This is a genomic window from Tsukamurella paurometabola DSM 20162, assembly GCF_000092225.1.
Lineage (GTDB): Bacteria > Actinomycetota > Actinomycetes > Mycobacteriales > Mycobacteriaceae > Tsukamurella > Tsukamurella paurometabola.
On record NC_014158.1, the window covers coordinates 732,037 to 754,679 of the forward strand.

The window sequence follows — 22,643 nt, forward strand, 5'->3', positions numbered from 1 at the left end:
GTATAGCGGACCCCTATATGGCCATGAGTGCGGGCTGTGCGTTCAAGGCGGGCCCTATATGGATTCCTTCGATTGCTGCTGTGACCAGCGGTGATATTCGCGATTCGCAGAGAGTGCCGGTTGACCCGGTTGCGGATCGGTGGCGGACTGGATCCATCGGCGTCCGGATGGGCGCACTCCCCGGGTTCGGGCCTTCGTGGTCGATGGGGGGCTCGTAGTTCTTGTGATGAAAGGTGAGTGAGGTCTGTGGCAGCGCACGCTCGGGGGAAGCCCGTTCACGCCGCGAACAGCGACGGTGGTGACGGGGTGGCGCAGGAGCGCCTGCAGGGAGCGTTCCTGACAGTGATCGGTGTGGCCGGGATGTTCGGCGGGGTGATGTTCTCCATCGAGGCGCCGCGGTTCACTCCGGTGCCGGTGGTGTTCCTGACGTTCTGGTTGATCATGGTGATCGTCGGCCGGATCTTCTTCACCGGTCTGGGCAAGCTCCGCTCGGCGGGTGTGGGTGCGCCCGCGCCGGAGCAGGTGCGCGCTGCGGCTGCGGTGGCGGGGATCGTGGTGGCGGTGGGGATGATGGGCTTCGCGGCGACGGGCCCCGGTACTGGTGTTGCTTCGGCGGCGCCGTGTCCCGGTGGTGGGCCGGCGACGTGTGGTCCTGGTCCGGGGCCGGAGTTGACGATCACGCCTCCTGCGCAGCAGACCACTGCTCCCGGTGGGCAGCAGGGTAATCAGGGGAGCGGTCAGGACAACAACGGCATCGCGACCTCGCCTGCGGGCAGCGGCGGCAACAACGGTGACGGCATTCAGGCCCAGACTCCCGATTTCGGCAGCCCCGGTGGGCAGGCGCCGAACATCCCCGGTAACCCGACGGGCCAGGGCCAGGGGCTGCGGCCCGGCCAGGGGCAGGGGAATCAGCAGCAGAGCCCAGCGCGCACCACTGCTCCCGGCCAGCCGACCCAGACGGGTCAGGCGACGCAGTCCGGTCAGCCCACGTCGGGCCAGCCGACGGTGACGGTGACCCAGACCCAGTCGCAGTGCCCTGCCCCCGGTGCACCAGGTAGTGGCGGCACGCCGGGCAGCGGCGGTTCGGGATCCGACGGGGGCGGCTCCAGCCCTGATGGCGGGGACGACAGTGGCGCGCCGTCATGGTCCTACCTCGTTGCCGAGGCAGCGGGTGTGATGGCAGGTCGCCGACGGAATGGCGGCGGCACCAAACCGACGGCTGATCAGGCGTGGCAGATGTGGGACCAGGCCAAGGAAGGCAACCGCAGTCCCGCAGAGGCGGCCGGTCTGAAGCTCAATCCTGATGGCACCAGCGCCGACTCGGACTACGACATCATCACCGTCCCGAAGGAGGACGGCGACTACCAGAAGCTGATTCTGATGAAGAATCAGAACGCTCCTAAGCAGTACCGCTTCCCCCTCAACACACCGGAAGGCGGTCGTTCGGAGAAGAACGACGATGGATCGATCTCCGTGTTCGACCGTAACGGCGAGAAGGTCGGGCAGTTCAACGCACCGTGGGCGTACGACGCCAACGGCAAGGAGGTGCCCACCTGGTACGACATCGAAGGCGACGATATGGTCCAGCGCATCGAGCCTGGTCCGGACAACGTCTACCCGATCATCGCGGATCCGTTGTGGGACAAGATCAAGAGCGCGGGAAACAGCGTCAAGAACTTTGGTGCCGGCGTAGGCAGGAGTGTTGCCGACACTGTTGAAGGCGTTGGTCAGATGGTCACCAACCCCAAGGAGACCGCGAAGGGAATGGCCCCGCTCGTCGGGCTCGGAGGCGATGGTGCACCGGGAGTCGGAGAGTCGTGGGGTGCAGTTGGTAAGGCGTTCATCGCCAAGGATGACTTCGACCGCGGTGACACCGCCTACGGCGCAGGAAAGGTCCTGGGCAACGTCCTCCAGACGGTCGTCGACCCTACCAAGGGTGCTGGCAAGGTGGCGTCGACTGCGGGTAAGGCAGCCAAGGCCGCGAAGGCCGCTGAGGAAGTCGCTGAGACATCAGCCAGTACTGCCGCGAAGACCGCCGGCAAGGCTGCGGAAAAGGCTGCAGACGGAGCGGGTGATGCAGCTCAGGTAGCAGGGAAGACCGCGACGAACGTGGCTGGTGATGCAGCGAGCGCCGGCACTCAGGCAGCGTCGACCGCTGCGCAGTCGGCCGGTAAGGCCGCGGAGGCCGCCGGCGATGCCGCGGGCGCAGCGGCGCGTGGCACAGATTCAGTTGGGGGCGGAGGATCAAAGACGGCACGTGCGCTCGCAGAGGCCGCCGAAGAAGCTGTTCCACCTCCAGGGAATATTCTCGAGATTTCTCATCCGCCCGCAAAGTGGACTCCAGATCAGATTAATCAGGAAATCGCCAAGTTGGTGCAGTTGAATATTGACTCAATTATCAACGACGGACTTGTTGTTACCAAGCCTGTTCGATCGGGGTTCGACAAGATAAAGCAGACATTCCTTGAATCGCTAGGAACTGCGTCCACAAACCCTGTGGGGAGATTCTTGGTTCCGAAGGGATGGAATGTCGACCACATCATCGACCTTCAGCTCGGTGGGGCGAACGCGCTCGAGAACCTCCAGCTTCTCAACGCATCGGTCAACCAGAGTATGGGGATTCGAATTGCCAATGCGATTAAGGCCGCGGGGTTCGCGGAGGGGGATCTCATCTCTGAGATTATTTGGAAGGGCGGGGAATCCCTAGTACGCTAGACTAGAGCTGATACGCACATCTGCATTCGAATGATGAATCGAACACGGTCGAAAGTTGAGGCACATGGCAACGGTTGAATCTGGCAATCCTTCTGGCGGGGACGCGTTCGTCTCGATCGGAAATGGTGCGATGCAGGTGTATGACGCTGCGCGCGCGCGCGATATTTCAGGGATCGTTAGCGCAATATTAGGAAAACAGGCGCGAGTAATTTCCGGCGACTGGCGGGGTGTTCAATACTGGGTAGAAGCTAACCAAGAGGCTCCCTCTGCGCGCGTCTGGATTTTTGATCCATCGACAATGGGAAATGATCAGACTGTCGACCTCGCGACTTTCGTGCGACTGTTGCCTAGTGAGGCGATGCTGAATGCGGTCGAAGCGCCCTTGTTTGAATCGTGGCTTTCGTCCGCAGGGCTCTCCTCGATCGGTGAGTCTGAATGTGTACCAGTTGACCCTCCTCAGTTTGTTTCTGGGTTGGAGGATCCCAGTGATAGGGCGACGAATGCAGTCGACACTGTCGGTTACCTGATCTACTGTGCAAAAGCACTGCGGGTGATGAAAGACTTGGGCCTCCGCTCTGGAGATGCATTGCCGAGCAACTTCAACGATCTGGTATCGGCGGTCTGAATCGATATGGGGCCTCGCGGTCACCAATCACACTTCGAGTGCTTAGATTGACAGGTGCAAGTTGGCGCTCGTACATCGACGGTAACTAAGGAGAAACGGCGCCGGTGGCGAACGGCATGGCAATCCTGAGTTCGTGCCTCGGCGCCTACTTCTACTCTTTGCCCTGCGTAAAAATATGGTTCCTGACGACTTGGAATAACAGGAAGGTCGGTATTGTCCTGGGGGCATTCTCAACGAGTCCGCGGTTCACTAGCGCGTCCAAGAATCCAGCTAACGCCGCTCCTGTGAGCATCCTATTTTCAGTCAATTCTGTTGCGAGTCAATCTGTGACGTACGCGATCGCCGCTCCACCTCGACGATCAGTAGTACCAGGGGAATGGCGACCAGTCGGGGGCGCGCTTCTCCAGGAATGAGTCGCGGCCTTCCACAGCCTCGTCGGTCATGTAGGCCAGACGGGTCGCCTCGCCGGCGAAGAGCTGCTGCCCCACGAGGCCGTCGTCGGGAAGGTTGAAGGCGTACTTCAGCATTCGCTGCGCCTGGGGGCTCTTGCCCAGGATCTTCGCGGACCATTCCAGCGCGACGTTCTCCAGTTCGGCATGATCGACCACCCGGTTCACCGCACCCATGCGGTGCATGTCCTCGGCGCTGTACACATCGCCCAGGAAGAAGATCTCGCGCGCGAACTTGTTTCCCACCTGCTTCGCGAGATAGGCACTGCCGTACCCGGCGTCGAAGCTGCCCACATCGGCGTCGGTCTGCTTGAACTTGGCGTGCTCGCGCGAAGCCAGCGTCAGATCGCAGGTCACGTGCAGCGAGTGACCGCCGCCGGCGGCCCACCCGTTCACCAGGGCGATCACCACCTTCGGCATGAACCGGATCAGTCGCTGCACCTCCAGGATGTGCAGCCGCCCGCCCTCGGCCTTCACCCGGGCCTCGTCGACACCGTCGGCGGTCGCCGCCTCGACATCCGAATCGTGCGTGGTCGCGTACTGATACCCGCTGCGCCCGCGAATCCGCTGATCGCCACCCGAACAGAACGACCACACGCCGTCCTTGGGTGCCGGACCGTTCCCGGTGAGCAATACCGCACCCACATCGGCCGACCGCCGCGCGTGATCGAGAGCGCGATACAACTCGTCCACGGTGTGCGGGCGGAAGGCGTTACGCACCTCCGGCCGGTCGAACGCGACGCGCACCGTTCCCTGCGTGATGTGCCGGTGGTAGGTGATGTCCGTCAGGTCCTCGAAGCCCGCAACGGGCTTCCACAGCTCGGGGTTGAAAGTCACGCGTCCGACTCTACTGTCGCCGCCCCGCCGGGTGGTGGGGACTCGACCCCGGCGTACGGTTGATTAAATGACCGAAGCAATTATCGCGCTCGGCGTGCGCAGCGCCGAAATCTTCCGGGTCACGCTCGACGGTGCCGTCACCACCCTCCGGCGTGGCGCGCCGGGGGAGAGTCCCGACGGCGTGGTCGTGCTCGGCGACCGCATGTATTGGACCACTATGGGGCGCCCCGTCGTCGACCCGGACAACCCCGGTGAGGCCGGACTCGATTACTCCGCCCGCAACGGCGGCGTCCACTCCGCGAACCTCGACGGCACCGATGTCCGCGATCTCACCGCGCCCGGCGACATCACCACCGGTAAGCAACTCGCCACCGACGGCACCCGTCTCTACTGGGGCGACCGGGAGGGCTGCCGCGTGAGCCGGATCGACCTCGACGGCTCCGGTCTCACCGAGCTGGTGATCAATCAGCCGCAACCCGACCGACGTGCCGAATGTGTCGGCGTCGCCGTCGATCCCAGCCGCGGGTACCTCTACTGGAGCCAGAAGGGTCCGGCCAAGGGCGGCCGGGGCCGCATCCTCCGCGTTGGGCTCGACCTGCCCGCCGGCGAGACCGCCGACAACCGCACCGATATCGAGGTGCTGTGGGACGGACTGCCCGAACCCATCGACCTCGACATCGTGGGTGACACGCTGTACTGGACCGATCGCGGCGCCGCCCCGAATGGCAACTCCCTCAACCGGTCCCCGATTCCGGCGGCCGGCGCCGCGGGGAGCGAGCCGGAGGTCCTCGCCACCGGTTTCCACGAGGCCATCGGACTCATCGTCGACGAGCAGCACGATATCGCCTACGTCTCCGACCTCGGTGGCGGCATCCACCGGGTAGTCCTGAGCACCGGCGACGTCGCCCTGCTCGCCGACCTCGGCACCCCGATCTCCGGCATCACCCGCGCCTGAGACCCTTCCCGAACAGGAGAAGACATGAACGCATTCACCTTCGATGCGATCAAGACTCGACCCGTCGCCGTGATCGGCGCCGGCACCCTGGGCCGCCGCATCGCCCTCATGTTCTGCAGCCGCGGCGGCGAGGCGCGCGTCTACGACCCCGATACCACCCAGGCCCAGGCCGCCGTCGACTATGTGGCCCACACGCTTCCGGGGGTCATTACTCGCAGGGGCACCGGCGCGCTGGGACGTGCCGTGGCCCACGACGATCTCGCCACGGCGGTACGCGACGCCTGGCTCGTGGTCGAGGCCGTCCCGGAACGTCTCGACATCAAGATCCCGCTGTGGGGGCAGATCGACGGCGCGGCACCCGCCGACGCCGTGCTCGCCACCAACTCCAGCTCGTACGCCTCCCGGCTCATGAACGAGCGGATCGCCGATCAGACGCGGTTCCTCAACATGCACTTCTACATGCCGCCCACCGCGAACGCCGTCGACCTGATGTCCGACGGACAGACCTCCCGCGAGCTGATCGACTCGCTGCTGGCGATCCTGCCCGAATTCGGTGTGCTCCCGTTCGAGGCGAAGAAGGAGAGCACAGGCTTCATCTTCAATCGCATCTGGGCCGCCATCAAACGCGAATCGCTCGCCGTGGTGGCCGAGGGGGTCGCCACCCCCGACGATGTCGATGGCATGTTCAAGGCCAACTGGCACATGCCCTTCGGTCCCTTACAGATGATGGACGATGTGGGTCTCGATGTGGTCCTCGATATCGAGAATCACTACGCGGCCGAGAATCCGCACCTCCCCGAGGGGCCGCGCCGCCTGCTGCACGAGTACGTGGACACCGGCCGCCTCGGTCGCAAGTCGGGCGCAGGTTTCTACGACTACGGCGCCTAACGCCCGCGACCCCCTACCCTGGTGGGCGTGGTCGACATCGATGAACTCACCGCCTCCGCCCGCGTGGTGACCGTGCCGATGCGGGTCCGCTTCCGCGGCATCACTGCTCGTGAAGCGGTGGTGTTCCGCGGGCCGGCGGGATGGGGTGAGTTCGCGCCCTTCGCCGAATACGGCGACGCCGAATCGGCCCTCTGGCTACGCGCCGGCATCGAGGCCGCGTATCAGGGTTTCCCGGAGCCACTGCGCACCGTCGTCCCGATCAACGCGACCGTCCCGGCCGTCGCCGCCGCGCAGGTCCCCGAGGTTCTCGCGCGGTTCCCCGGCTGCCGCGTCGCCAAGGTGAAGGTGGCGGAGAAGGGGCAGAGTGCTGACGATGACGTGGCCCGCGTGGCTGCCGTGCGCGCAGCGCTCGGGCCCGACGGTGCCGTCCGGATCGACGCCAACGGCGGCTGGACGGTTCCGCAGGCCCTCGCCGTGATCACCCGCATCCTGGAACAAGGCCCCCTCGACTACGCCGAACAGCCCTGCGCCACCGTGGAGGAGCTCGCCGAGGTGCGCGGTCTGCTGGACGGCGCTTGCGATATCGCCGCCGACGAATCCATCCGCCGCGCAGATGATCCGATGCGGGTCGCCGAACTCGGCGCCGCTGATGTGGCGATCGTCAAGGTACCGCCGCTGGGTGGTGTCCGTGCGGTGCTCGACATGGCGGCCAAGCTCCGCGCCGCCGCCGGGGTCCGGGTCACGGTCTCTTCCGCGCTCGACACCGCGGTCGGCCTCACCGCTGGCATCGCCGCGGCCGCGGCGATCCCCGACGGCAACGCCGCCGGTCTCGGGACCGGCGGCTTCTTCACCGCGGACCTCGGCACGCATCCCGTGGTCGACGGTGCGCTCCGGGTGGCCGCCGTCGACCCGAGCGAGGAAGCCATCGCCGCGGTCGAGGAGACGGGGGAGCGCCGCGACTGGTGGCTCGATCGGATGCGACGGTGCGCCGCCCTGCTCTGACCCGCCGACGGTGCTACTTCCAGGGAGCGTAGGCCCATCCCAGGAGCCGGTGCGGTCGCGGATTCGGTGCCGAGATCACCTGGATCTGGCTGCCGTCCCCGAGCCCCCGCGCCAGGCCCTGCACGCCACCGCTGAGATACGTCCCGTCGCCCAGCGAGATGTCGACGTGATACCCGTAGTCGCTCTGGGTGAAAACGAGAGCGCCGCGTGGCGCCGGAAGTGCGGAGTGGCCCAGGCCTTTGGCTGCCAATGCCTCGTAGAACGATCGCGCGTGGTCACGGGGGATTCCGTTGGCGGTGGTGCGGCCGTACGCGAAGTCGACGAAGTCTTCGCACCCGTACTCACCGAAGGTATCGGTCCCGACCAGTGACATTCCGCGGGCGATCGCGGCCTCGGGATCCGCCGCCTGTGCCGCGGGAGTCCCCATCAGCGTCAGGGTGAGTGCTGTGACGACGGCCACCAGTAATCGTCTCATCAGACCTTTGTATCGGTGCGGGCGCATCATCGCCCCGGGAACGGACGGAAACCGCACATCCTGAGCGTGTCGGCGACGTGGTCTAGGGTCCGGGGTGTGGAGAACTTGATCAGCGAAGTGAGCGCCGCGCTGGCGGCCGAACCGGCGGAGAAGAAGGCGAAGCTGGACGCGCTGTGGGCCAGCCTCGACGAGGATGATCATGCATCGCGCTGCATCGCGGCCCACTACATCGCCGATGTCCAGGAGGAGCTCGACGACGAGGTGGCGTGGGATGAACTATGCCTGCGCGAGTCCATCAACGTCTCCGATGCCGACCTGCAGGCCGTGTATCCCACGCTCACCGTGGCCGGGTTCATGTCCTCACTGCGCCTCAATCTGGCCGACGGCTACCGTCGGCAGGGCCGCTTCGCCGAGGCTGCCGACCAACTCGCGAGCAGTCGCGAATTCGACTTCGCGCTCAGTGAGGCGACGCCCGAGGAGAAGGTCTATGCGGTCGGCATTCGTCAGGCGCAGCACACGGTGGCCACTCTGATCGCCGCCGAGGACCGCTCCAAGCAGGCGCCGCCCTCGGGCGCCTGACCCCAAGGGGATCGCCTATCGGAACCAGGGGAATCGTCGGCCGGTCGTGGACTCCGCGGGTGCGGCGTCGTGGCCGCCGCACCAGTCCTGGGGCGCAACCATGGCGCGCACGGCGTCGACGTGTGACCCGCACCCCGCCCAGGTGGTCTTCCCGCAGGTGCGGCAGGGGACGGCGTGGCACATGGTTTCTCCTCCGATTCCGTGGCACCGGCGAACTCGCGGAGCACCGCGATGCGCGCATGACAATGGTATCCATCCGCGCCGCCGGGAAGGTCAGTCGTGCGCGAAGCTGATGTTCGGTAGCACCCGGGCCAGCGGCGCGGGGCAGGCCCACGCGCGGGGACCGGCGAGGCGCAGCAGCACGGGCAGCAGGATCAACCGCACCAGGAAGGTATCGAGCAGCACCGCGATACCGAGGATCACTCCCATCTCCTTCGGCGGCAGCGGCCCAGACAGCGCGAAGGTGAAGAACACGGCCACCATCACGCCACCCGCTGCGAAGATCACGCGCCCGGACTGGGCCATCGCGCCGACCATCGCCCGCTGGGGATCGCCGGTGCGCTCCCAGTGCTCCTTCGCCGAGGAGAGCAGGAACACCGTGTAGTCCATCGCGATGGCGAAGATCATGGCGAAGAAGAACACCGGCGCCCAGGCATCCAAGAATCCCTGTGGTTCGAATCCGAGCAGGGCGGCGCCGATCCCGTCCTGGAAGATCAGCCGGGCGACGCCGAATGCGGCGGCTGTGGACAGCAGGCTCACCACGGTGCCGAGCAGTGCGATCAGCGGCGCCCGCAGCGCGACCAGCAGGAGCACGAAACCCAACGCCAACACGATGCCGATCACCAGCGGGGTCGAGGTATCGAGTTGCTTCTTCAGGTCGATGTTCTCGACCGCCGCACCGCCGACCAGGGCACCGCCGGGTAACGCGTCCCGGAGCCGGTCGACGGTGCCGGTCAGCGCCGGATCGGACGGATCGACGGCGGGGACGGCTGAGATCAGGCTGAGCCCACTCGCGTCGGCCGCAGCTATTGCGGGCACGGCGCCGGCGATGCCGGGGTCGGCGCGGAGCACGCGCCCGGCAGCGGGAGCCTCGGCAGTGGGCACCACGATCTGCAGAGTCCCCGGGGCTCCGGGACCGAAGGCGCGCTGCACCTCGTCGTATCCGACACGGGCACTGGCATTCTCGGGGAGCACGGTGATCGACGGCATCGCGGTCTTCAGGCCGACGACCGGGACGGCGAGGGCGATCAGGATCGCGAGCGCGCCGCCGCCCCACGCGAGAGGGTTGCGCCACAGCCGGTTTCCCCAGCTCTCGAACCGCGGCGAGCGATGCGTGGCGGCCTGTGCCCAGGGGATCGGTAGCTTGTTGATCCGCATATCGAGTGCGAACAGGATCACGGGAAGCAGCGTGAGCGTGGCGGCCAGGATGAACACGACCGAGAGCATGATGCCGCCGGCCATCGAGCGGAACGACGGCGACGGGACCAGCATCACGGCGGACAGCGAGATCAGCACGGTGATCCCGGAGAGCAGCACCGCCTTCCCCGCGGTGTCCATCATCTGTGCGATCGAATCCCGTCGTGACAGACGCTGTTCCATGCGGGCGGCCCGATACCGCACCACGAGGAACAATGCGTAGTCGATGCCCAGCGCGAGCGAGAACATCATCGCGAAGTTCATCGCCCAGATCGACACCGGCACGATCTCGTTGATCAACACGAGTGATCCGGCGGATGCGACCAATCCGGCCAGTGTCAGCGCCAGCGGCAGGCCCGCCGCGACCAGTGTGCCGAAGGCCAGCACGAGGATCGCGAGCGTCACCGGCCAGGACAGCATCTCCGACTTCAGCATCGCGGAGAGGTTGGCGGCATTGAAGTCCGACCACAGCATCGACGAACCGGTGGGGCTGACCGTGATGTCACCCACCGAGACTGCCCGCAGAGGGTCTTTCAGATCGGTTGCTGCGCGCACCATCTCGTTGGTGTCGGCGCCGGCGCCGCCCAGGATCACGGCGGTGCGGCCATCGGCGCTGAGTGAGGCGCCCGGCTGCGGCGCGATGATCTCGCCGATCCGCGGATCGGCGCGCAGGATCTCGGTGACCCGCGCGAGCACCCGTGGGCCGTCGCTCCGGTCGAGTGTCGCTCCGGTACTGCTCACGACCACCTGGATCGCATGGCTCGCATTGCCGCCGAAGTGGGCCTGTGCGGCCTCGCGCGCCTGCACCGACTCGGAGCCGTTCGCCTGCCATCCGGCACCGGAGAGGTTCTTCTCGACGAACGGGGCGAACACGCCCAGCGCGATGATCGCGAGCACCCACACCACGGACACCCCGCGGCGATGATCGACCACCCATCCGCCGAGGCGGGCGAGCGGTCCCGGTGTCGACGGGCGAGCGGTGGTGGACGGTGCGTCATGGGTGCTCTGCGGCACGGAAGTCTCCTCTCAGTATCCCCCTGGGGGGATACTGAGAACGTAACATCCCCCTAGGGGGTTGTACAATGGATGAGATGTCGGGACGGCCGGCGTCGGCGACGAGCACCACGCGGAGGTTGGCCCGATGAAGATTCCCGAGGAGGGTGCCAAGCCCATCGTGACGCGGCTCAAGCGCGCGCACGGACACCTCGCCACTGTGATTCGGATGCTCGAAGAAGGGGAGGAGTGCGAGGACGTCCTCACCCAGCTCGCCGCGGTGAACAAGGCGCTCGGCCGCAGTGGCTACGCGCTCGTCGCCACCGGATTGCAGCACTGCATCGCCACCGAGGGGCCGGAGAACGTCGACCAGCACAAGCTGGAGAAGTTGTTCCTGGCCCTCGCCTAGGCCATGCGGATCGGGTTCGGGCGCTGCGGCCGGCGGTATCTAGGTGAGTTCGTCCACCGTGACGGTGAATCCTTGGGCTCGCAGCCGGTCCGCCAGCGCATCACCCAGCGCGACCGCCGGGGTCAGCACGCCGCCGCGATCGGGCAGCGTGGCCCCGCCGCGCGCCGCGTCCCCGTCGAGGGCCAGTGCGAGGCTGGACTCGCCCAGCATCACCGCCGTGCCGCTGTAACCGGGGTCCAGGTCCGCTCCGATCGTTGACCGGTAGCGCCGGTCGTTCGTGGTACGCGAGTACACATCGGCGATGAACTTGCCCTTCGCTTGGGACTTCTCGCTGGGCCCCTGACCCGGCTGCGGCAGGATGCGGTCGAGCACTGGCCGCAGCGGCTTGATCGCCAGTGCGCCCATGCCGAACGCCAACGCGCCCTGTACCACACGGGAACCCACCTTCGAGACCGCCGACGGACCCGGGATCGCCATCGTCTCGCGATAACTGAAGTCGGGGCCGTATGCGAAGTCCAGCAGCCCGTTCGAGCGCCGCACCACCCGAGTGTTGTAGCTGGCCATGAAGAACGGGGCCAGGCTGCCCGACAGTGACGGATCCACCGATGCCCCGGCGACCACCGACAGATCGCCCGGCTGCGTGGGCGTCTCCCGGCTGGGATCGACGGACAGCGAATGCGGCCGTCCCGCGATCCGCCGTGCCTCGCGGTCCGCGGTCACCTCGTCGGCGAGACCGATCGCCGACGCGATGGTGCCGCCGCTCGCGCCGCCGCGGATCGAACGGATCACCAGTGTGGTGGGGCCGAGGGTGCCGGCACCGTCGGCCCGGGCCCGCTCGTACAGCAGGTACGTCCCCAGATCCGAAGGGATCGAGTCGAATCCGCACGAGTGCACGATCTTGGTGCCGTTCGCTGCGGCCTGCTCGTGGAATTTGTCGATCGAGCGGCGGGCGAACAGCACCTCGCCCGTGAGGTCGGTGTAGTGCGTGCCCGCGTTGACGCACGCGCCCACCACGATCTCGCCGTACTTCGCGTATGGGCCCACGGTGGTGCACAGCACGGTGGTGCGGGCGACCATGGCGTCCACCGTCGAGGGGGCGTCGACATCCGCGGTCACGATGCCCCAGTCCGCGGCATCGCCGCCGAGCCGGGCCCGCACCTTCTCGAGCTTGTCCTGCGAGCGTCCCGCGAGCGCGATCTTGACCCCGGTGGGCGCATGCCAGGCCAGATGCCGGGCCGTGAGCTCGCCGACGAATCCGGTGGCGCCGAAGACGATGATGTCGAATTCCCGGGTACCCGCAGTCATACCGTGATGTTAGCAGCGTTCGCACTGCGGTGTGTTCCACGCCACCGCTGGAAGCCGCGGGCCGCCGCGGGCGCCAGGAACAGCATCGCCATCACCCGGATCAGCTGCGCCGCCACGATGAACGTGATGTCCACGTTCGACGACGCGGCCACCGCCAGTACCGCGTAGATGCCGCCCGGCGTGGTCGCGAGATAGCCGTCGAGTAGAGGCACGCCCGTCATTGCCGACAGTGCGAAACCCAATGCGGCACAACCTGCCCCGATGGCGATGACGAGGATCGTGGCCCACGGCAACAGGCGGGCGAGACTGCGCAGTGCCTCGCGCGTGAAGCCGACGCCCGCCTGCCAGCCGATCACCAGATAGCCGGCCGCCACCAGGATCCACGGCACCGTGGCACCGGTGGCGATGCCGGTGAGCGATGCCGTCGCCGAGATCAACAGCGGGCCCAGCAGCCCGCCCGCGGGCAGGTGCGAGAGACGGCCCAACACGACACCCGCGACCACGCACGCCGCCGTGAAACCGAGGTCGAACCACCACGGCCGACCCGGGCCGGAGGTCAGAGCGGACGAGGCGCCCGCGACGTGCGGATACAACGCCGCCACCACCGGGAGCGACACCGTCACCAGGATCACCCGCAGGTACTGCACCACCGCGACCGTGGTCTCGTCGCCACCGAGCTCCCGGGCGATCGCCACCAGGCCCGACGCCCCGCCCGCCACCAGCGCAAGCGACCCCGTGATCGAATCCGTATCCCGGTGCAGGCCGAGCAATGCGCCCGCGGCGACCGAGAGCAGCAGCGTGGCCAGCCCGATGAGCAGAGCCGCCGGCCACCGTGTGCCCAGAGCGGCCACGGTGTGGGCCTGCATCAGCGTCCCGATGTACGCGCCGAGCACACCCTGCGCTGCGTACTGCGCCGGTCGCGGGATATCGCCGGGGGAGCGGCCCGCCAGGGCAATCGCGATCGCGCACACGAGCGCGGCGAACAGTGGTGCGCTCGGAACGCCCAGCCGGGCCAGGCATATCGCCAGCGCGCACGAACTCGCGCAGAGCAGGGCCCAGCGCCGGGCGGAGGTGGAAAGACGTGACACAACTACAAGCATGCTCTTAGCTAATCGCGCTGACAACTCGCAAAAAGAGCAAAAGTATGAAGTAAACTCTTGATATGTCTGATGTCAGCGACCTCCGCTACGCCGTTCACTCGCTCTCCCGCGAGCTACGCGCGCACCGTCGGGCAGACCCCGGCACCGGAGCCCCCATCCCCGAGACCCACCACCTGATCCTCGGTGGCCTCGAACGCCACGGGCCCGCCACGCCGGCCGACCTGGCTCAGACCCACGGCGTGCGCGCCCAGACCCTCACCCCCGCACTCAACGCCCTCGCCGACGCCGGGCTCGTGCACCGCCGCCGCGACGAGAAGGACCGTCGCAAGCAGTACGTCGAGCTCACGCCCACCGGCCGCGCCGCCGTCCTGGCCGACCGCGAGGTGCGCAACGCCTGGCTCGAGGACGCCATGAACACCAGGCTCACACCACTCGAACGCGATGTCGTCCTGCTCGCCGCTCCCATCCTCGCCAAGCTCGCCGACGGCTGACCCGCGCCACCGCCGGTCCCCGCGGTCGTAAGGTGGTCGCCATGCAGAACGCCGTACCCAACCCGTCCACGCTGCAGGCGCGGGTGATCGTGGACGAACTGGTCCGTGGGGGCGTCACCGACATCGTGCTCTGCCCGGGCTCGCGCAACGCGCCGCTCGCCTTCGCCGTGCACGCGGCCGACGTCCGCGGTGACCTGCGGCTGCACGTACGGATCGACGAGCGCACCGCGGGATTCCTCGCCGTCGGTATCGCGGCCGCCACCCGGCGCCCCGTCGCCGTGATCATGACCTCCGGCACCGCGGTCGCGAACCTGAGCCCCGCCGTCTACGAGGCCAACTACGCCCGTGTCCCGCTCCTGGTGATCAGTGCCAACCGGCCGTACGAGCTGCTCGGCTCCGGGGCTAACCAGACCGTCGAACAGTTCGGCATCTTCGGTACCCAGGTGCGCGCCTGCCTGTCCCTCGGTCTCGCCGAGCCCGGCCTGGACCGGAACTCCCAGTGGCGCAGTGCCGTCTGCCGCGCCCTCGCCGCCGCCCGCGGTGCCCGCACCGGCAACGCCGGCCCCGTCCAGTTCGACATCCCGCTGCGCGAACCCCTCGTCCCCGACGATCCCTCGCCCGCCCTCGCTCAGGGACGGCCCGACGGCGGCCCCTGGACGGTGGCCCCCGTCGCCACTCTCGACGTGCCGTTGCCCATCGACCTGAGCCCGGACACCGTGGTCATCTCCGGACACGGAGCCGGCGCGAATCCGGCCCTCGCGCACCTGCCGACCGTCGCGGAACCCACAGCGCCGCAGCCGAAGAACCCGCTGCACCCATGGGCGCTGCCGCTGCTGCGGCCCCGGCAGGCCATCATCTGCGGCCGGCCCACCCTGCACCGCGAGGTCAGCGCACTCCTCGCCGATCCCGGTGTCACCGTCTACGCCGTCACCACCGGGCCCCGCTGGCCCGACGTCTCCGGCAACGTCGCCGCCACCGGCACCCGCGTGGTCCCCGTCGGCGATCCCGACGAGGCCTGGCTCGCCCGCTGCGCCGAGGCCGATCGTCTGGCCCGCGCCGCCGTCACCGACGGCCTCGCCGCCGAACCCGTCACCGGCCTGCACGTGGCCCGCGCCGTCTGCGCGGCACTGCGCCCCGGCGACCAACTCGTGGTGGGTGCCTCCAACCCCGTGCGCGATGTGGCCCTCGCCGGCGACGTCCCGCCCGGCGTCACGGTCCTCTCCAACCGCGGCGTCGCCGGCATCGACGGCACCGTGAGCACCGCCGTCGGCGCGGCGCTCGCCGCGCCCGACACCCGCACCATCGCCCTGATGGGCGACCTCACCTTCGTGCACGACGCCTCCGGCCTGCTCATCGGGCCCGAGGAGCCGCGGCCGCGCGATCTCACCATCGTGGTGGCCAACGACAACGGCGGCGGCATCTTCAACCTGCTCGAACAGGGGGAGGAGCGGTACTCCGGCGCCGAGTACGACGGTGCCGCCGCCCGCGTCTTCGGCACCCCGCACGGCACCGACCTGGCCTCCCTCTGCGCCGCCTACGGCATCGACTACCGGCTCGCCGAGGTCGACGACCTCGCCGCCATCGCCGCCGAACCCGGGATGCGAGTGGTCGAGGTACGCACCCAGCGGTCCGGTCTGCGCGCCCTGCACGCCGGCATGCGAGCCCGGATCGCGGGGGACGGCCGGTGAGCCGCACCGCCCTGCGGCGGGTCCAACTGGTCCTGCTGTGGGCCGCCATCCTCATCACGGGATTGTGCGTGGTGCTCGTGCTCGCCGCCTGGCGTGACGACCGCAGCATCGAGAAGAACCTCGGCGCCACCACCGCCGAAGTGCTCTCCGCCGGGCCACGCCGCTCGACCATCAGCTTCTACACACCCGACGGTGTGAACCACAATCCGCCGCTCGGCGTGCTGTACCCGAGCGGGCTCACCGTCGGCGATCGCATCCAGGTCGAATACAACCGCGACGACCCCGAACTGGTGCGCGTCGCCGGCCGCGACGCCCACGTCGCGATCCTGCCCGCGGCATCCGTGGCCTGTGTCACCTGGCTCGTGGTCGGGTCGATCATGACGCTCATCGCCGTCACCTACCGGCGCACCGCCGACGAGGAACCGGATGCTTCGGTGACCGACAGTTCACCCGACGTTCCGACGACCGACAACCGATAGGCCACGTCACGGCACCCGCCCCCGACACACTGACCGACGTGCGTATCGCCATCGTCGCGGAATCCTTCCTGCCGAACGTCAACGGAGTGACCAACTCGGTGCTGCGGGTGCTCGAACACTGCCGGCGCACCGGCACCGAGGCCATCGTCATCGCGCCCGACACCGTCGCGGGCGAGGCTCCCGCCCCGCTCGAACACCTCGGATTCCCCGTCTACCGAGTGCCCGCCCGAATGCTGCCGCGCATCTCATCGCTGCCGATCGGCCAGCCGGGCATGCTCCTCGTCGACGTACTGCGCGAGTTCCGGCCCGACGTGGTGCACCTCGCCTCGCCCTACTTCCTCGGTGCGGGCGGCCTCGCCGCGGCCAAGCGCCTGGGCATTCCCACCGTCGCGATCTTCCAGACCGATGTCGCCGGATTCGCCGGCTCGTACGGCCTCGGACCGCTCGAACGCGCCGCCTGGTGGTGGACCCGGCAGATGCACAAGCAGTGCGACCTCACCCTGGCACCGTCGTCGGCCTCGGTTCGCGACCTGCGCGACCACCGCATACCGCGGGTGAAGACGTGGGCTCGCGGCGTCGACGCCGAGCGCTTCGCGCCGTCGCACCGCAGTGCCGAGGTGCGGGCGCAGTGGCTGGGCGAGCGCCCCGACCGATTAGTGGTCGGATTCGTCGGGCGGCTGGCGGCGGAGAAACACGTCGAGCGACTGGCAGGCCTGGCGCACCGCGACGACGTGCAACTGGTCATCGTGGGCGACGGCCCCGAGCGGGCCCGGCTCGACACACTGCTGCCGGGCGCGGTGTTCGCCGGCCAGCTCGGCGGCGCCGAGCTCGGCGCCGCCTACGCCTCCCTCGACGTCTTCGTGCACCCCGGCGAGCACGAGACCTTCTGCCAGGCCGTCCAGGAGGCCCTCGCCTCCGGCGTACCGTCGATCGCCCCCGACCAGGGCGGGCCGCGGGATCTCGTCAGCCACTGCCGCAACGGCTACCTGCTGCCCACCGCCGAATTCGCCGACCTGCTGCCCGGCGTGATCGACACCCTCGCCGACCCCGCCCTGCGTGCCCGGTTCGGCGAGGCCGCCCGCAAGTCCGTCCTCGCCCGCACCTGGCCCGCGCTGTGCAACCAATTGTTCGCGCACTACGACAGCGTGATCGCCGGACCAGCGGCGAGCGGCCCGCGCCGCGCCGTCGTGTAGCTTTCGGGGCATGGCGAGGGCATCCCTGAAGAAAGAGGCCGGTGAGGTCGCGTCGATGTTCGACGGGGTCGCCCGCCGATACGACCGCACCAACACTCTGATGACCGGTGGACTCGACCGCTACTGGCGGCGGCGTACCCGGCAGCTGCTGGAGCTCAAGCCGGGCGAGAAAGTCCTCGACCTCGCCGCCGGAACCGGCGTCTCCACCGTCGAGCTCGCCCGCTCCGGCGCCTGGGCCGCGGCCTGCGACTTCTCCACCGGCATGCTGCACGCCGGCGCCTTCCGGCCGGTGCCGATGGTCGCGGGCGATGCGATGGCACTGCCCTTCGCCGACGATTCCTTCGACGCCGCGACCATCTCCTTCGGTCTGCGCAACGTCCAGGACACCGCCGCCGGCCTGCGCGAGATGGCGCGGGTGGTCCGGCCCGGCGGCCGGCTCGTGGTGTGCGAGTTCTCCACCCCCACGAACGGAGCCTTCCGCGCGCTTTACGAAAACGTCGCATTGCAGGCCATCCAGGTGGTCGCCCGCGGCTCGTCGAATCCCGAGGCCTACACCTACCTGGCCGAATCCATCAAGAGCTGGCCCGATCAGGCCGCCCTCGCTCGGATCATCGAGGAGTCCGGCTGGGGCCGTGTCCGCTGGACCAACCTGACCGGCGGCATCGTCGCGCTGCACAGTGCCGTCCGCCCGCTAGGCTGAAGTCGTGGAGAAGACGGTGACCGGAGTCGACCTCGGGTCGGATGAGTTCGCGGCGGGTGTCCGCGCCGATCTGGCTCGCGTCGAGCAGGTGATCGCCGAGGGCATCGCCGAGGCCGACGGCTGCGTGATCGAGGAGGCCCTGCACCTGTTCGAGGCCGGCGGCAAGCGTTTCCGGCCCATGTTCACCATCCTCTCGGGCCGCATCGGTGGCGCGATGTCGGACCAGGTGATCACCGCTGCGGCCGCGATGGAGCTCACTCATCTCGCGACGCTGTACCACGACGACGTGATGGACGAGGCCGACGCGCGCCGAGGAGCGCCGTCGGCCAACGCCCGCTGGGGCAACTCGATCGCCATCCTGGCCGGCGATTACCTGTTCGCCCGCGCCTCCGCGTTCGGCGCCGACCTCGGCCCCCGCGCCGTGGGCGTGATCGCGAAATGCTTCGGCGAACTGGTCACCGGGCAGATGCTCGAACTGAAGGGCGCCGGCGAATCCGATCCCGTGCAGCACTACCTGGACACCATCTGGGGCAAGACCGGCAGCCTCATCGCCACCTGCGGGCTGCTCGGCGCCCTGCACGGCGGCGCCGAGGAAGATCTCGCGCAGCGCATGTACCGGATCGGCGATGCCATCGGTATGGCCTTCCAGATCAGCGACGACATCATCGACATCAGCTCCGTCGCGCAGCAGTCCGGCAAGACGCCCGGCACCGACCTGCGTGAGGGCGTGTGGACTCTGCCCGTGCTGCACGCACTACGCGACCAGGGCCCCGACGGTGACCGTCTTCGCGAGATCCTCGTCGGGCCGGTGACCGATGACGCGCTCGTCGCCGAGGCGATCGAGATCCTCGGCCGCTCGGAGGGCATGAAGCAGGCCCGCGTGACCCTCGACGGGTACGCGGACACCGCCCGCGCCGAGTTGGCGCAGCTGCCCGAATCGGAGGCGCGCACCGCGCTGGAATCGCTGGTCACCTTCACGGTCGCCCGCCTGGGCTGACCCGGCTCGTCCCGCAGTGCACGCCCACGCCAACCAGATCCGCACCGCCCTGCTGATGACGCTCGTCGCGGGGTTCGTCCTGGCGACCGGAGCGATCTTCGGGCAGGAGGGGTTCATCGTCGCGATCGTCGGCGCCGCGGGCCTGTGCACCTATCTCTACATGTCGGGCCCGACGCTGCCGCTGCGCGCCATGCACGCCCGCCGCGTGTCCGAGCTGGAACAACCGCTGCTCTACAAGGTGGTCCGTGAGCTGTCGATCGCCGCACGGCAGCCGATGCCCGCGATCTACCTCTCGCCGACTGCGGCCCCCAACTCCTTCGCCACCGGGCACGATCCCGCGCACGCCGCGGTGTGCTGCACCCAGGGACTCATCGATCAGCTCGACGAACGGGAACTGCGCGCCGTCCTCGGTCACGAGCTGGCACACATCCATTCCCGCGACACCCTCGTCTCGTCGGTGGCGGGAGCGATCGGCGCCGTCATCGTGGGCCTCGCCGGCTTCGGCTACCTCCTCGGTTTCGGTGACGGGGGAGCGCGGCGCAGCCGGGTGGTCGATGCCATGCTCTCGGTGCTCGCTCCGATCGCGGGCGGTCTGATCCGGCTGGGTGTGTCGCGGACCACCGAGTACCGCGCCGACCACGACGGTGCGCTGCTCACCGGCGATCCGTCCGGCCTGATCCGCGCGCTGCGCAAGACCGCCGCCGGGGTGGTCACCGCGCCGCTGCCGCCCGACCCCGAGATCGCCGTCCACGCCCACGCCATGGTGGTCAGCCCGTTCCGCGAAGGCGAGCGATACGCCCGCGCGTTCCGTATCCATCCGCCGCTGGAGGAACGCGTCCGTCGGCTCGAAAGCCTGATGGACTAGCGGCACCGTCGTCCCCACCGTCGGGCGACGTCTTCGTTTCGTCCCCCACCGGGGGACGTGCCTGCCGTGGGGGAGTAGATGCAGCGCTCGCGGATGGGCGTCGCGCAGAGGACGACAGTGCTGTGGATACTCGTCGTGGCCTGTGGATGAGTGGCGTCGTCGCGCGCGTTCTGTCCGGCGGCCGACGTTGAATACAGCCATGGGGAAGTTGTTGACGCGCTCGTATCTCCTGGCAACAGGGTGGACCAGCGCTGGAATCAGTCGCGCCGTCGCCGGGGCGGAGCTGATTCGCCTCGCCACGGGCGTCTATGCGAAGGCCGACGACTACCCGCCCTGGGAGCTGTACCGGATGCGGGTGTTGGCGACGGCGTTGTCGTGCGACGGCGTGCTCAGTCACGAGAGCGCCGCCGTGCTCCACGACATCCCGGTGCTGCAGCCGAGTCGCTCCGATGTGCACTTCACGGTGGATCGGTCGCATGGCGGCGGTCGCCGACCGGGTGTGCACGTGCATCCGCGACCGCTCGGTGACGCGGAGATCACCACCGTCGACGGTGCGCGGGTGACGTCACGTTGTCGCACAGCCCTCGACGTCGCGATGTCGGGCGACCTCATCCGTGCGGTCGCAGCGATCGACAGCGTCCGATTGGCCAGGCGGTACCCGGCTCCGACCGACCCCGTTCCGGTGACCCTCACGGCGCTCACCGAGACCCTCGACCGGCTCGGACGACGACGAGGCTCGGCGATCGCACGACGAGCCCTGGCGCTGTCCGTCGAGTGCAGCGAATCGGCGGGGGAGTCCTGGTCGCGAATGCTCATGCACGCCTGGGGTATGCCGAGGCCGCGCCTACAAACCGCCTACCACCTGGACGGACGCACCCACTTCGCCGACTTCGAGTGGGGCTCGTTGGTGGGTGAGTTCGACGGTCGGAGCAAATACGGTGAATCAGCGGATCGCCGCGCGGCGACCCTGGAGGCGGAGAAGGAGCGGCACGCCGCCTTCACCGCGCACGGAGTGGAGATCGTCCGGTGGGGGTGGCGCGATCTGATCGACGACGGGCTCCTGCAACGAAAGCTGGCGGCGGCGTTCGCACGGCACGGTCTGCCGACCGCGGCGTGAAGCCCGTCCCACCCGCGGCACCGTCGGGCGTCTGAGACGGTTCGTCCCCCACCCGACGATGTTCCTGCGATGGGGGACGAAACGAACCGCTCGCGGATCGGCGCAGCGCGGGGGACGAACTCTAGCGGTAGTTCACGAACTGGACGGCGATGTCGAGGTCGGCGTTCTTCAGCAGCGCCTGGACGGCCTGCAGATCGTCGCGGGACTTGCTGGAGACGCGCAGCTCGTCGCCCTGGATCTGCGGCTTGACGGATTTCGGTCCCTCGTCGCGGATCAGTTTGCTGATCTTCTTCGCGTTCTCGCTGGTGATCCCCTCGACCAGGGTGCCGGTGATCTTGTAGGTCTTCCCCGAGGCGACAGGATCGCCGGCGTCGAAGGCCTTGAGTGAGATACCGCGCTTGATCAGCTTCTCCTGGAACACTTCGAGGCCGGCCTTGGCCCGCTCCTCGGCGTCGGAGGTGATGACGATCTTGTCCTCGCCCGAGGCCTCGACAGTGGTGTTGGTGCCGCGGAAGTCGTACCGCTGGCTCAGTTCCTTCGATGCCTGATTGAGGGCGTTGGCGACCTCCTGGCGGTCGATCTTGCTCACCACGTCGAATGACGAATCGGCCATGGGGCTGAAGCTCCTTATCTGTTGGCTTAACTGCTGACCTGCGGGTTTGATCCACTACAACGTGGCGTTGTAGTGTATCGTCCGCTGCCCTTCGGGGAAGCGAACGGCACGTTGCCCGAGCGGCCAATGGGAGCGGACTGTAAATCCGTCGGCTTACGCCTACGTAGGTTCGAATCCTACACGTGCCACCCGCTCCGGCCCTCGACGATCCGTCGTCGGGGGCCGGAGTGATAACGGGAGTGACCAGCGGATTTGTTCAAACTCTTCCGCGGTGTGTAGTCTCGTTGAGGCTCTGGAGCGCTGCGAAAAGCGCCCCGGAACCCGCCCCCTTAGCTCAGTCGGCAGAGCGTTTCCATGGTAAGGAAAAGGTCGACGGTTCGATTCCGTCAGGGGGCTCGCTAGACCAGTGCGAAGTGCTGATAGCTCAGGGCGGTGTAGCTCAGCTGGTTAGAGCGCACGACTCATAATCGTGAGGTCGGGGGATCGAGCCCCCCCACCGCTACAACTGATATCGATCGTGAAAGAGGAACCGTCGTGGCTTCATCGACAGATGTTCGCCCCAAGATCACCTTGGCGTGCGAGGTGTGCAAGCACCGCAACTACATCACCAAGAAGAACCGTCGCAACGATCCCGATCGCCTCGAGCTGAAGAAGTTCTGCCCGAACTGCGGCTCGCACCAGGCGCACCGCGAATCGCGCTAGGACTTCTCCGAAGGGGAGGGCGCCCATGGGGCGTCCTCCCTTTTGGCATA

General features: G+C 68.0%; 22 protein-coding genes and 3 tRNA genes. 19 read left to right on the plus strand and 6 right to left on the minus strand.

Annotated features, from left to right (window positions below; all coding sequences use genetic code 11):
- Positions 1–351 precede the first annotated feature (351 nt).
- Together TPAU_RS03520 and TPAU_RS22830 are read left to right on the plus strand one after the other, a co-directional pair.
- A complete protein-coding gene (locus tag TPAU_RS03520) occupies positions 352–2,715 on the plus strand; it encodes an HNH endonuclease signature motif containing protein (protein ID WP_147291052.1) in 2,364 nt (787 codons plus the stop codon).
- Positions 2,716–2,779: 64 nt separating this feature from the next.
- Positions 2,780–3,340, plus strand: a complete 561-nt coding sequence (locus TPAU_RS22830) for a hypothetical protein (RefSeq protein ID WP_147291053.1) — start codon at positions 2,780–2,782, stop codon at positions 3,338–3,340.
- A 359-nt stretch (positions 3,341–3,699) separates the two neighbouring features.
- Here the strand turns inward: TPAU_RS22830 and TPAU_RS03525 are convergent, their stop codons facing one another.
- Positions 3,700–4,626, minus strand: coding sequence for a 1,4-dihydroxy-2-naphthoyl-CoA synthase (locus tag TPAU_RS03525; protein ID WP_013125395.1), 927 nt, complete (start codon positions 4,624–4,626; stop codon positions 3,700–3,702).
- 67 nt (positions 4,627–4,693) lie between these two features.
- On the opposite strand from TPAU_RS03525, the gene TPAU_RS03530 reads away from it, so the two are divergent.
- The 3 genes from TPAU_RS03530 to TPAU_RS03540 are packed head-to-tail and all read left to right on the plus strand — an operon-like array spanning position 4,694 to position 7,471.
- Positions 4,694–5,581 (plus strand): SMP-30/gluconolactonase/LRE family protein, encoded by an 888-nt coding sequence (locus TPAU_RS03530; RefSeq protein WP_013125396.1) that lies wholly within the window; start codon positions 4,694–4,696, stop codon positions 5,579–5,581.
- Between the two features lie 24 nt (positions 5,582–5,605).
- Positions 5,606–6,469 carry a 3-hydroxyacyl-CoA dehydrogenase family protein gene (locus TPAU_RS03535; RefSeq protein ID WP_013125397.1) on the plus strand — a complete coding sequence of 288 codons (864 nt, stop codon included), beginning with the start codon at positions 5,606–5,608 and terminating at the stop codon, positions 6,467–6,469.
- A gap of 18 nt (positions 6,470–6,487) precedes the next feature.
- On the plus strand, positions 6,488–7,471 hold the full coding sequence (locus TPAU_RS03540; protein ID WP_425358564.1) for an o-succinylbenzoate synthase: 984 nt from the start codon (positions 6,488–6,490) through the stop codon (positions 7,469–7,471).
- Between the two features lie 13 nt (positions 7,472–7,484).
- Here TPAU_RS03540 and TPAU_RS03545 read toward each other — a convergent pair whose 3' ends face one another.
- Positions 7,485–7,946 (minus strand): hypothetical protein, encoded by a 462-nt coding sequence (locus tag TPAU_RS03545; RefSeq protein WP_041944273.1) that lies wholly within the window; start codon positions 7,944–7,946, stop codon positions 7,485–7,487.
- A gap of 96 nt (positions 7,947–8,042) precedes the next feature.
- On the opposite strand from TPAU_RS03545, the gene TPAU_RS21725 reads away from it, so the two are divergent.
- A complete protein-coding gene (locus TPAU_RS21725) occupies positions 8,043–8,525 on the plus strand; it encodes a hypothetical protein (RefSeq protein ID WP_013125400.1) in 483 nt (160 codons plus the stop codon).
- A 273-nt stretch (positions 8,526–8,798) separates the two neighbouring features.
- Here the strand turns inward: TPAU_RS21725 and TPAU_RS03555 are convergent, their stop codons facing one another.
- Positions 8,799–10,955 carry an MMPL family transporter gene (locus TPAU_RS03555; RefSeq protein ID WP_013125402.1) on the minus strand — a complete coding sequence of 719 codons (2,157 nt, stop codon included), beginning with the start codon at positions 10,953–10,955 and terminating at the stop codon, positions 8,799–8,801.
- A gap of 127 nt (positions 10,956–11,082) precedes the next feature.
- Here TPAU_RS03555 and TPAU_RS03560 point away from each other — a divergent pair, with 127 nt between their 5' ends.
- On the plus strand, positions 11,083–11,343 hold the full coding sequence (locus TPAU_RS03560) for a metal-sensitive transcriptional regulator (RefSeq protein WP_013125403.1): 261 nt from the start codon (positions 11,083–11,085) through the stop codon (positions 11,341–11,343).
- Positions 11,344–11,382: 39 nt separating this feature from the next.
- Here TPAU_RS03560 and TPAU_RS03565 read toward each other — a convergent pair whose 3' ends face one another.
- Positions 11,383–12,648, minus strand: a complete 1,266-nt coding sequence (locus tag TPAU_RS03565) for a saccharopine dehydrogenase family protein (RefSeq protein WP_013125404.1) — start codon at positions 12,646–12,648, stop codon at positions 11,383–11,385.
- Positions 12,645–13,736, minus strand: a complete 1,092-nt coding sequence (locus TPAU_RS03570) for an AbrB family transcriptional regulator (RefSeq protein ID WP_245537838.1) — start codon at positions 13,734–13,736, stop codon at positions 12,645–12,647. Before TPAU_RS03570 ends, TPAU_RS03565 begins: the two co-directional genes overlap by 4 nt.
- A 74-nt stretch (positions 13,737–13,810) precedes the next feature.
- On the opposite strand from TPAU_RS03570, the gene TPAU_RS03575 reads away from it, so the two are divergent.
- The 8 genes from TPAU_RS03575 to TPAU_RS03610 all read left to right on the plus strand — a co-directional run bounded on the left by TPAU_RS03575 (position 13,811) and on the right by TPAU_RS03610 (position 21,278).
- Positions 13,811–14,239 carry a MarR family winged helix-turn-helix transcriptional regulator gene (locus tag TPAU_RS03575; protein ID WP_013125406.1) on the plus strand — a complete coding sequence of 143 codons (429 nt, stop codon included), beginning with the start codon at positions 13,811–13,813 and terminating at the stop codon, positions 14,237–14,239.
- 41 nt (positions 14,240–14,280) lie between these two features.
- The gene (menD, locus tag TPAU_RS03580; RefSeq protein WP_013125407.1) at positions 14,281–15,927 is read left to right on the plus strand and encodes a 2-succinyl-5-enolpyruvyl-6-hydroxy-3-cyclohexene-1-carboxylic-acid synthase; all 1,647 of its coding nucleotides are present in this window, start codon (positions 14,281–14,283) and stop codon (positions 15,925–15,927) included.
- On the plus strand, positions 15,924–16,406 hold the full coding sequence (locus TPAU_RS03585) for a DUF3592 domain-containing protein (RefSeq protein WP_013125408.1): 483 nt from the start codon (positions 15,924–15,926) through the stop codon (positions 16,404–16,406). The genes menD and TPAU_RS03585 overlap by 4 nt, the downstream gene beginning before the upstream one ends.
- A gap of 38 nt (positions 16,407–16,444) precedes the next feature.
- Positions 16,445–17,599: a glycosyltransferase family 4 protein gene (locus TPAU_RS03590; RefSeq protein ID WP_013125409.1), complete on the plus strand. Its 1,155-nt coding sequence runs from the start codon at positions 16,445–16,447 to the stop codon at positions 17,597–17,599.
- Between the two features lie 10 nt (positions 17,600–17,609).
- Positions 17,610–18,299: a demethylmenaquinone methyltransferase gene (locus TPAU_RS03595; protein WP_013125410.1), complete on the plus strand. Its 690-nt coding sequence runs from the start codon at positions 17,610–17,612 to the stop codon at positions 18,297–18,299.
- 4 nt (positions 18,300–18,303) lie between these two features.
- Positions 18,304–19,296 carry a polyprenyl synthetase family protein gene (locus tag TPAU_RS03600; protein WP_041944274.1) on the plus strand — a complete coding sequence of 331 codons (993 nt, stop codon included), beginning with the start codon at positions 18,304–18,306 and terminating at the stop codon, positions 19,294–19,296.
- 55 nt (positions 19,297–19,351) lie between these two features.
- Positions 19,352–20,161, plus strand: a complete 810-nt coding sequence (locus TPAU_RS03605) for a M48 family metalloprotease (protein WP_083773911.1) — start codon at positions 19,352–19,354, stop codon at positions 20,159–20,161.
- Positions 20,162–20,360: 199 nt separating this feature from the next.
- Complete coding sequence (locus TPAU_RS03610; RefSeq protein ID WP_013125413.1) at positions 20,361–21,278, plus strand: type IV toxin-antitoxin system AbiEi family antitoxin domain-containing protein; 918 nt, start codon at positions 20,361–20,363, stop codon at positions 21,276–21,278.
- Between the two features lie 121 nt (positions 21,279–21,399).
- On the opposite strand, the gene TPAU_RS03615 is transcribed toward TPAU_RS03610, so the two are convergent.
- Positions 21,400–21,891 carry a YajQ family cyclic di-GMP-binding protein gene (locus TPAU_RS03615; RefSeq protein ID WP_013125414.1) on the minus strand — a complete coding sequence of 164 codons (492 nt, stop codon included), beginning with the start codon at positions 21,889–21,891 and terminating at the stop codon, positions 21,400–21,402.
- A 105-nt stretch (positions 21,892–21,996) separates the two neighbouring features.
- Here TPAU_RS03615 and TPAU_RS03620 point away from each other — a divergent pair.
- From TPAU_RS03620 to rpmG, 4 genes are all read left to right on the plus strand, one after another.
- Positions 21,997–22,079: transfer RNA gene (locus TPAU_RS03620), tRNA-Tyr, on the plus strand.
- 135 nt (positions 22,080–22,214) lie between these two features.
- Positions 22,215–22,287: transfer RNA gene (locus TPAU_RS03625), tRNA-Thr, on the plus strand.
- A 32-nt stretch (positions 22,288–22,319) separates the two neighbouring features.
- Positions 22,320–22,393 (plus strand) — tRNA-Met (locus tag TPAU_RS03630).
- 32 nt (positions 22,394–22,425) lie between these two features.
- Positions 22,426–22,593 (plus strand): 50S ribosomal protein L33, encoded by a 168-nt coding sequence (gene rpmG / locus TPAU_RS03635; RefSeq protein WP_013125415.1) that lies wholly within the window; start codon positions 22,426–22,428, stop codon positions 22,591–22,593.
- Positions 22,594–22,643: the final 50 nt, after the last annotated feature.

What these genes read in the sequence shown, in the direction of transcription:
- TPAU_RS03615 (WP_013125414.1), bottom strand. Translation starts at nt 21,891, where the DNA reads ATGGCCGATTCGTCATTCGACGTGGTGAGCAAGATCGACCGCCAGGAG.
- TPAU_RS03530 (WP_013125396.1), top strand. Translation starts at nt 4,694, where the DNA reads ATGACCGAAGCAATTATCGCGCTCGGCGTGCGCAGCGCCGAAATCTTC.
- TPAU_RS03545 (WP_041944273.1), bottom strand. Translation starts at nt 7,946, where the DNA reads ATGAGACGATTACTGGTGGCCGTCGTCACAGCACTCACCCTGACGCTG.
- TPAU_RS03595 (WP_013125410.1), top strand. Translation starts at nt 17,610, where the DNA reads ATGGCGAGGGCATCCCTGAAGAAAGAGGCCGGTGAGGTCGCGTCGATG.
- menD (WP_013125407.1), top strand. Translation starts at nt 14,281, where the DNA reads ATGCAGAACGCCGTACCCAACCCGTCCACGCTGCAGGCGCGGGTGATC.
- TPAU_RS03560 (WP_013125403.1), top strand. Translation starts at nt 11,083, where the DNA reads ATGAAGATTCCCGAGGAGGGTGCCAAGCCCATCGTGACGCGGCTCAAG.
- TPAU_RS03610 (WP_013125413.1), top strand. Translation starts at nt 20,361, where the DNA reads ATGGGGAAGTTGTTGACGCGCTCGTATCTCCTGGCAACAGGGTGGACC.
- TPAU_RS22830 (WP_147291053.1), top strand. Translation starts at nt 2,780, where the DNA reads ATGGCAACGGTTGAATCTGGCAATCCTTCTGGCGGGGACGCGTTCGTC.
- TPAU_RS03565 (WP_013125404.1), bottom strand. Translation starts at nt 12,648, where the DNA reads ATGACTGCGGGTACCCGGGAATTCGACATCATCGTCTTCGGCGCCACC.
- TPAU_RS03535 (WP_013125397.1), top strand. Translation starts at nt 5,606, where the DNA reads ATGAACGCATTCACCTTCGATGCGATCAAGACTCGACCCGTCGCCGTG.
- TPAU_RS03605 (WP_083773911.1), top strand. Translation starts at nt 19,352, where the DNA reads ATGACGCTCGTCGCGGGGTTCGTCCTGGCGACCGGAGCGATCTTCGGG.
- TPAU_RS03575 (WP_013125406.1), top strand. Translation starts at nt 13,811, where the DNA reads ATGTCTGATGTCAGCGACCTCCGCTACGCCGTTCACTCGCTCTCCCGC.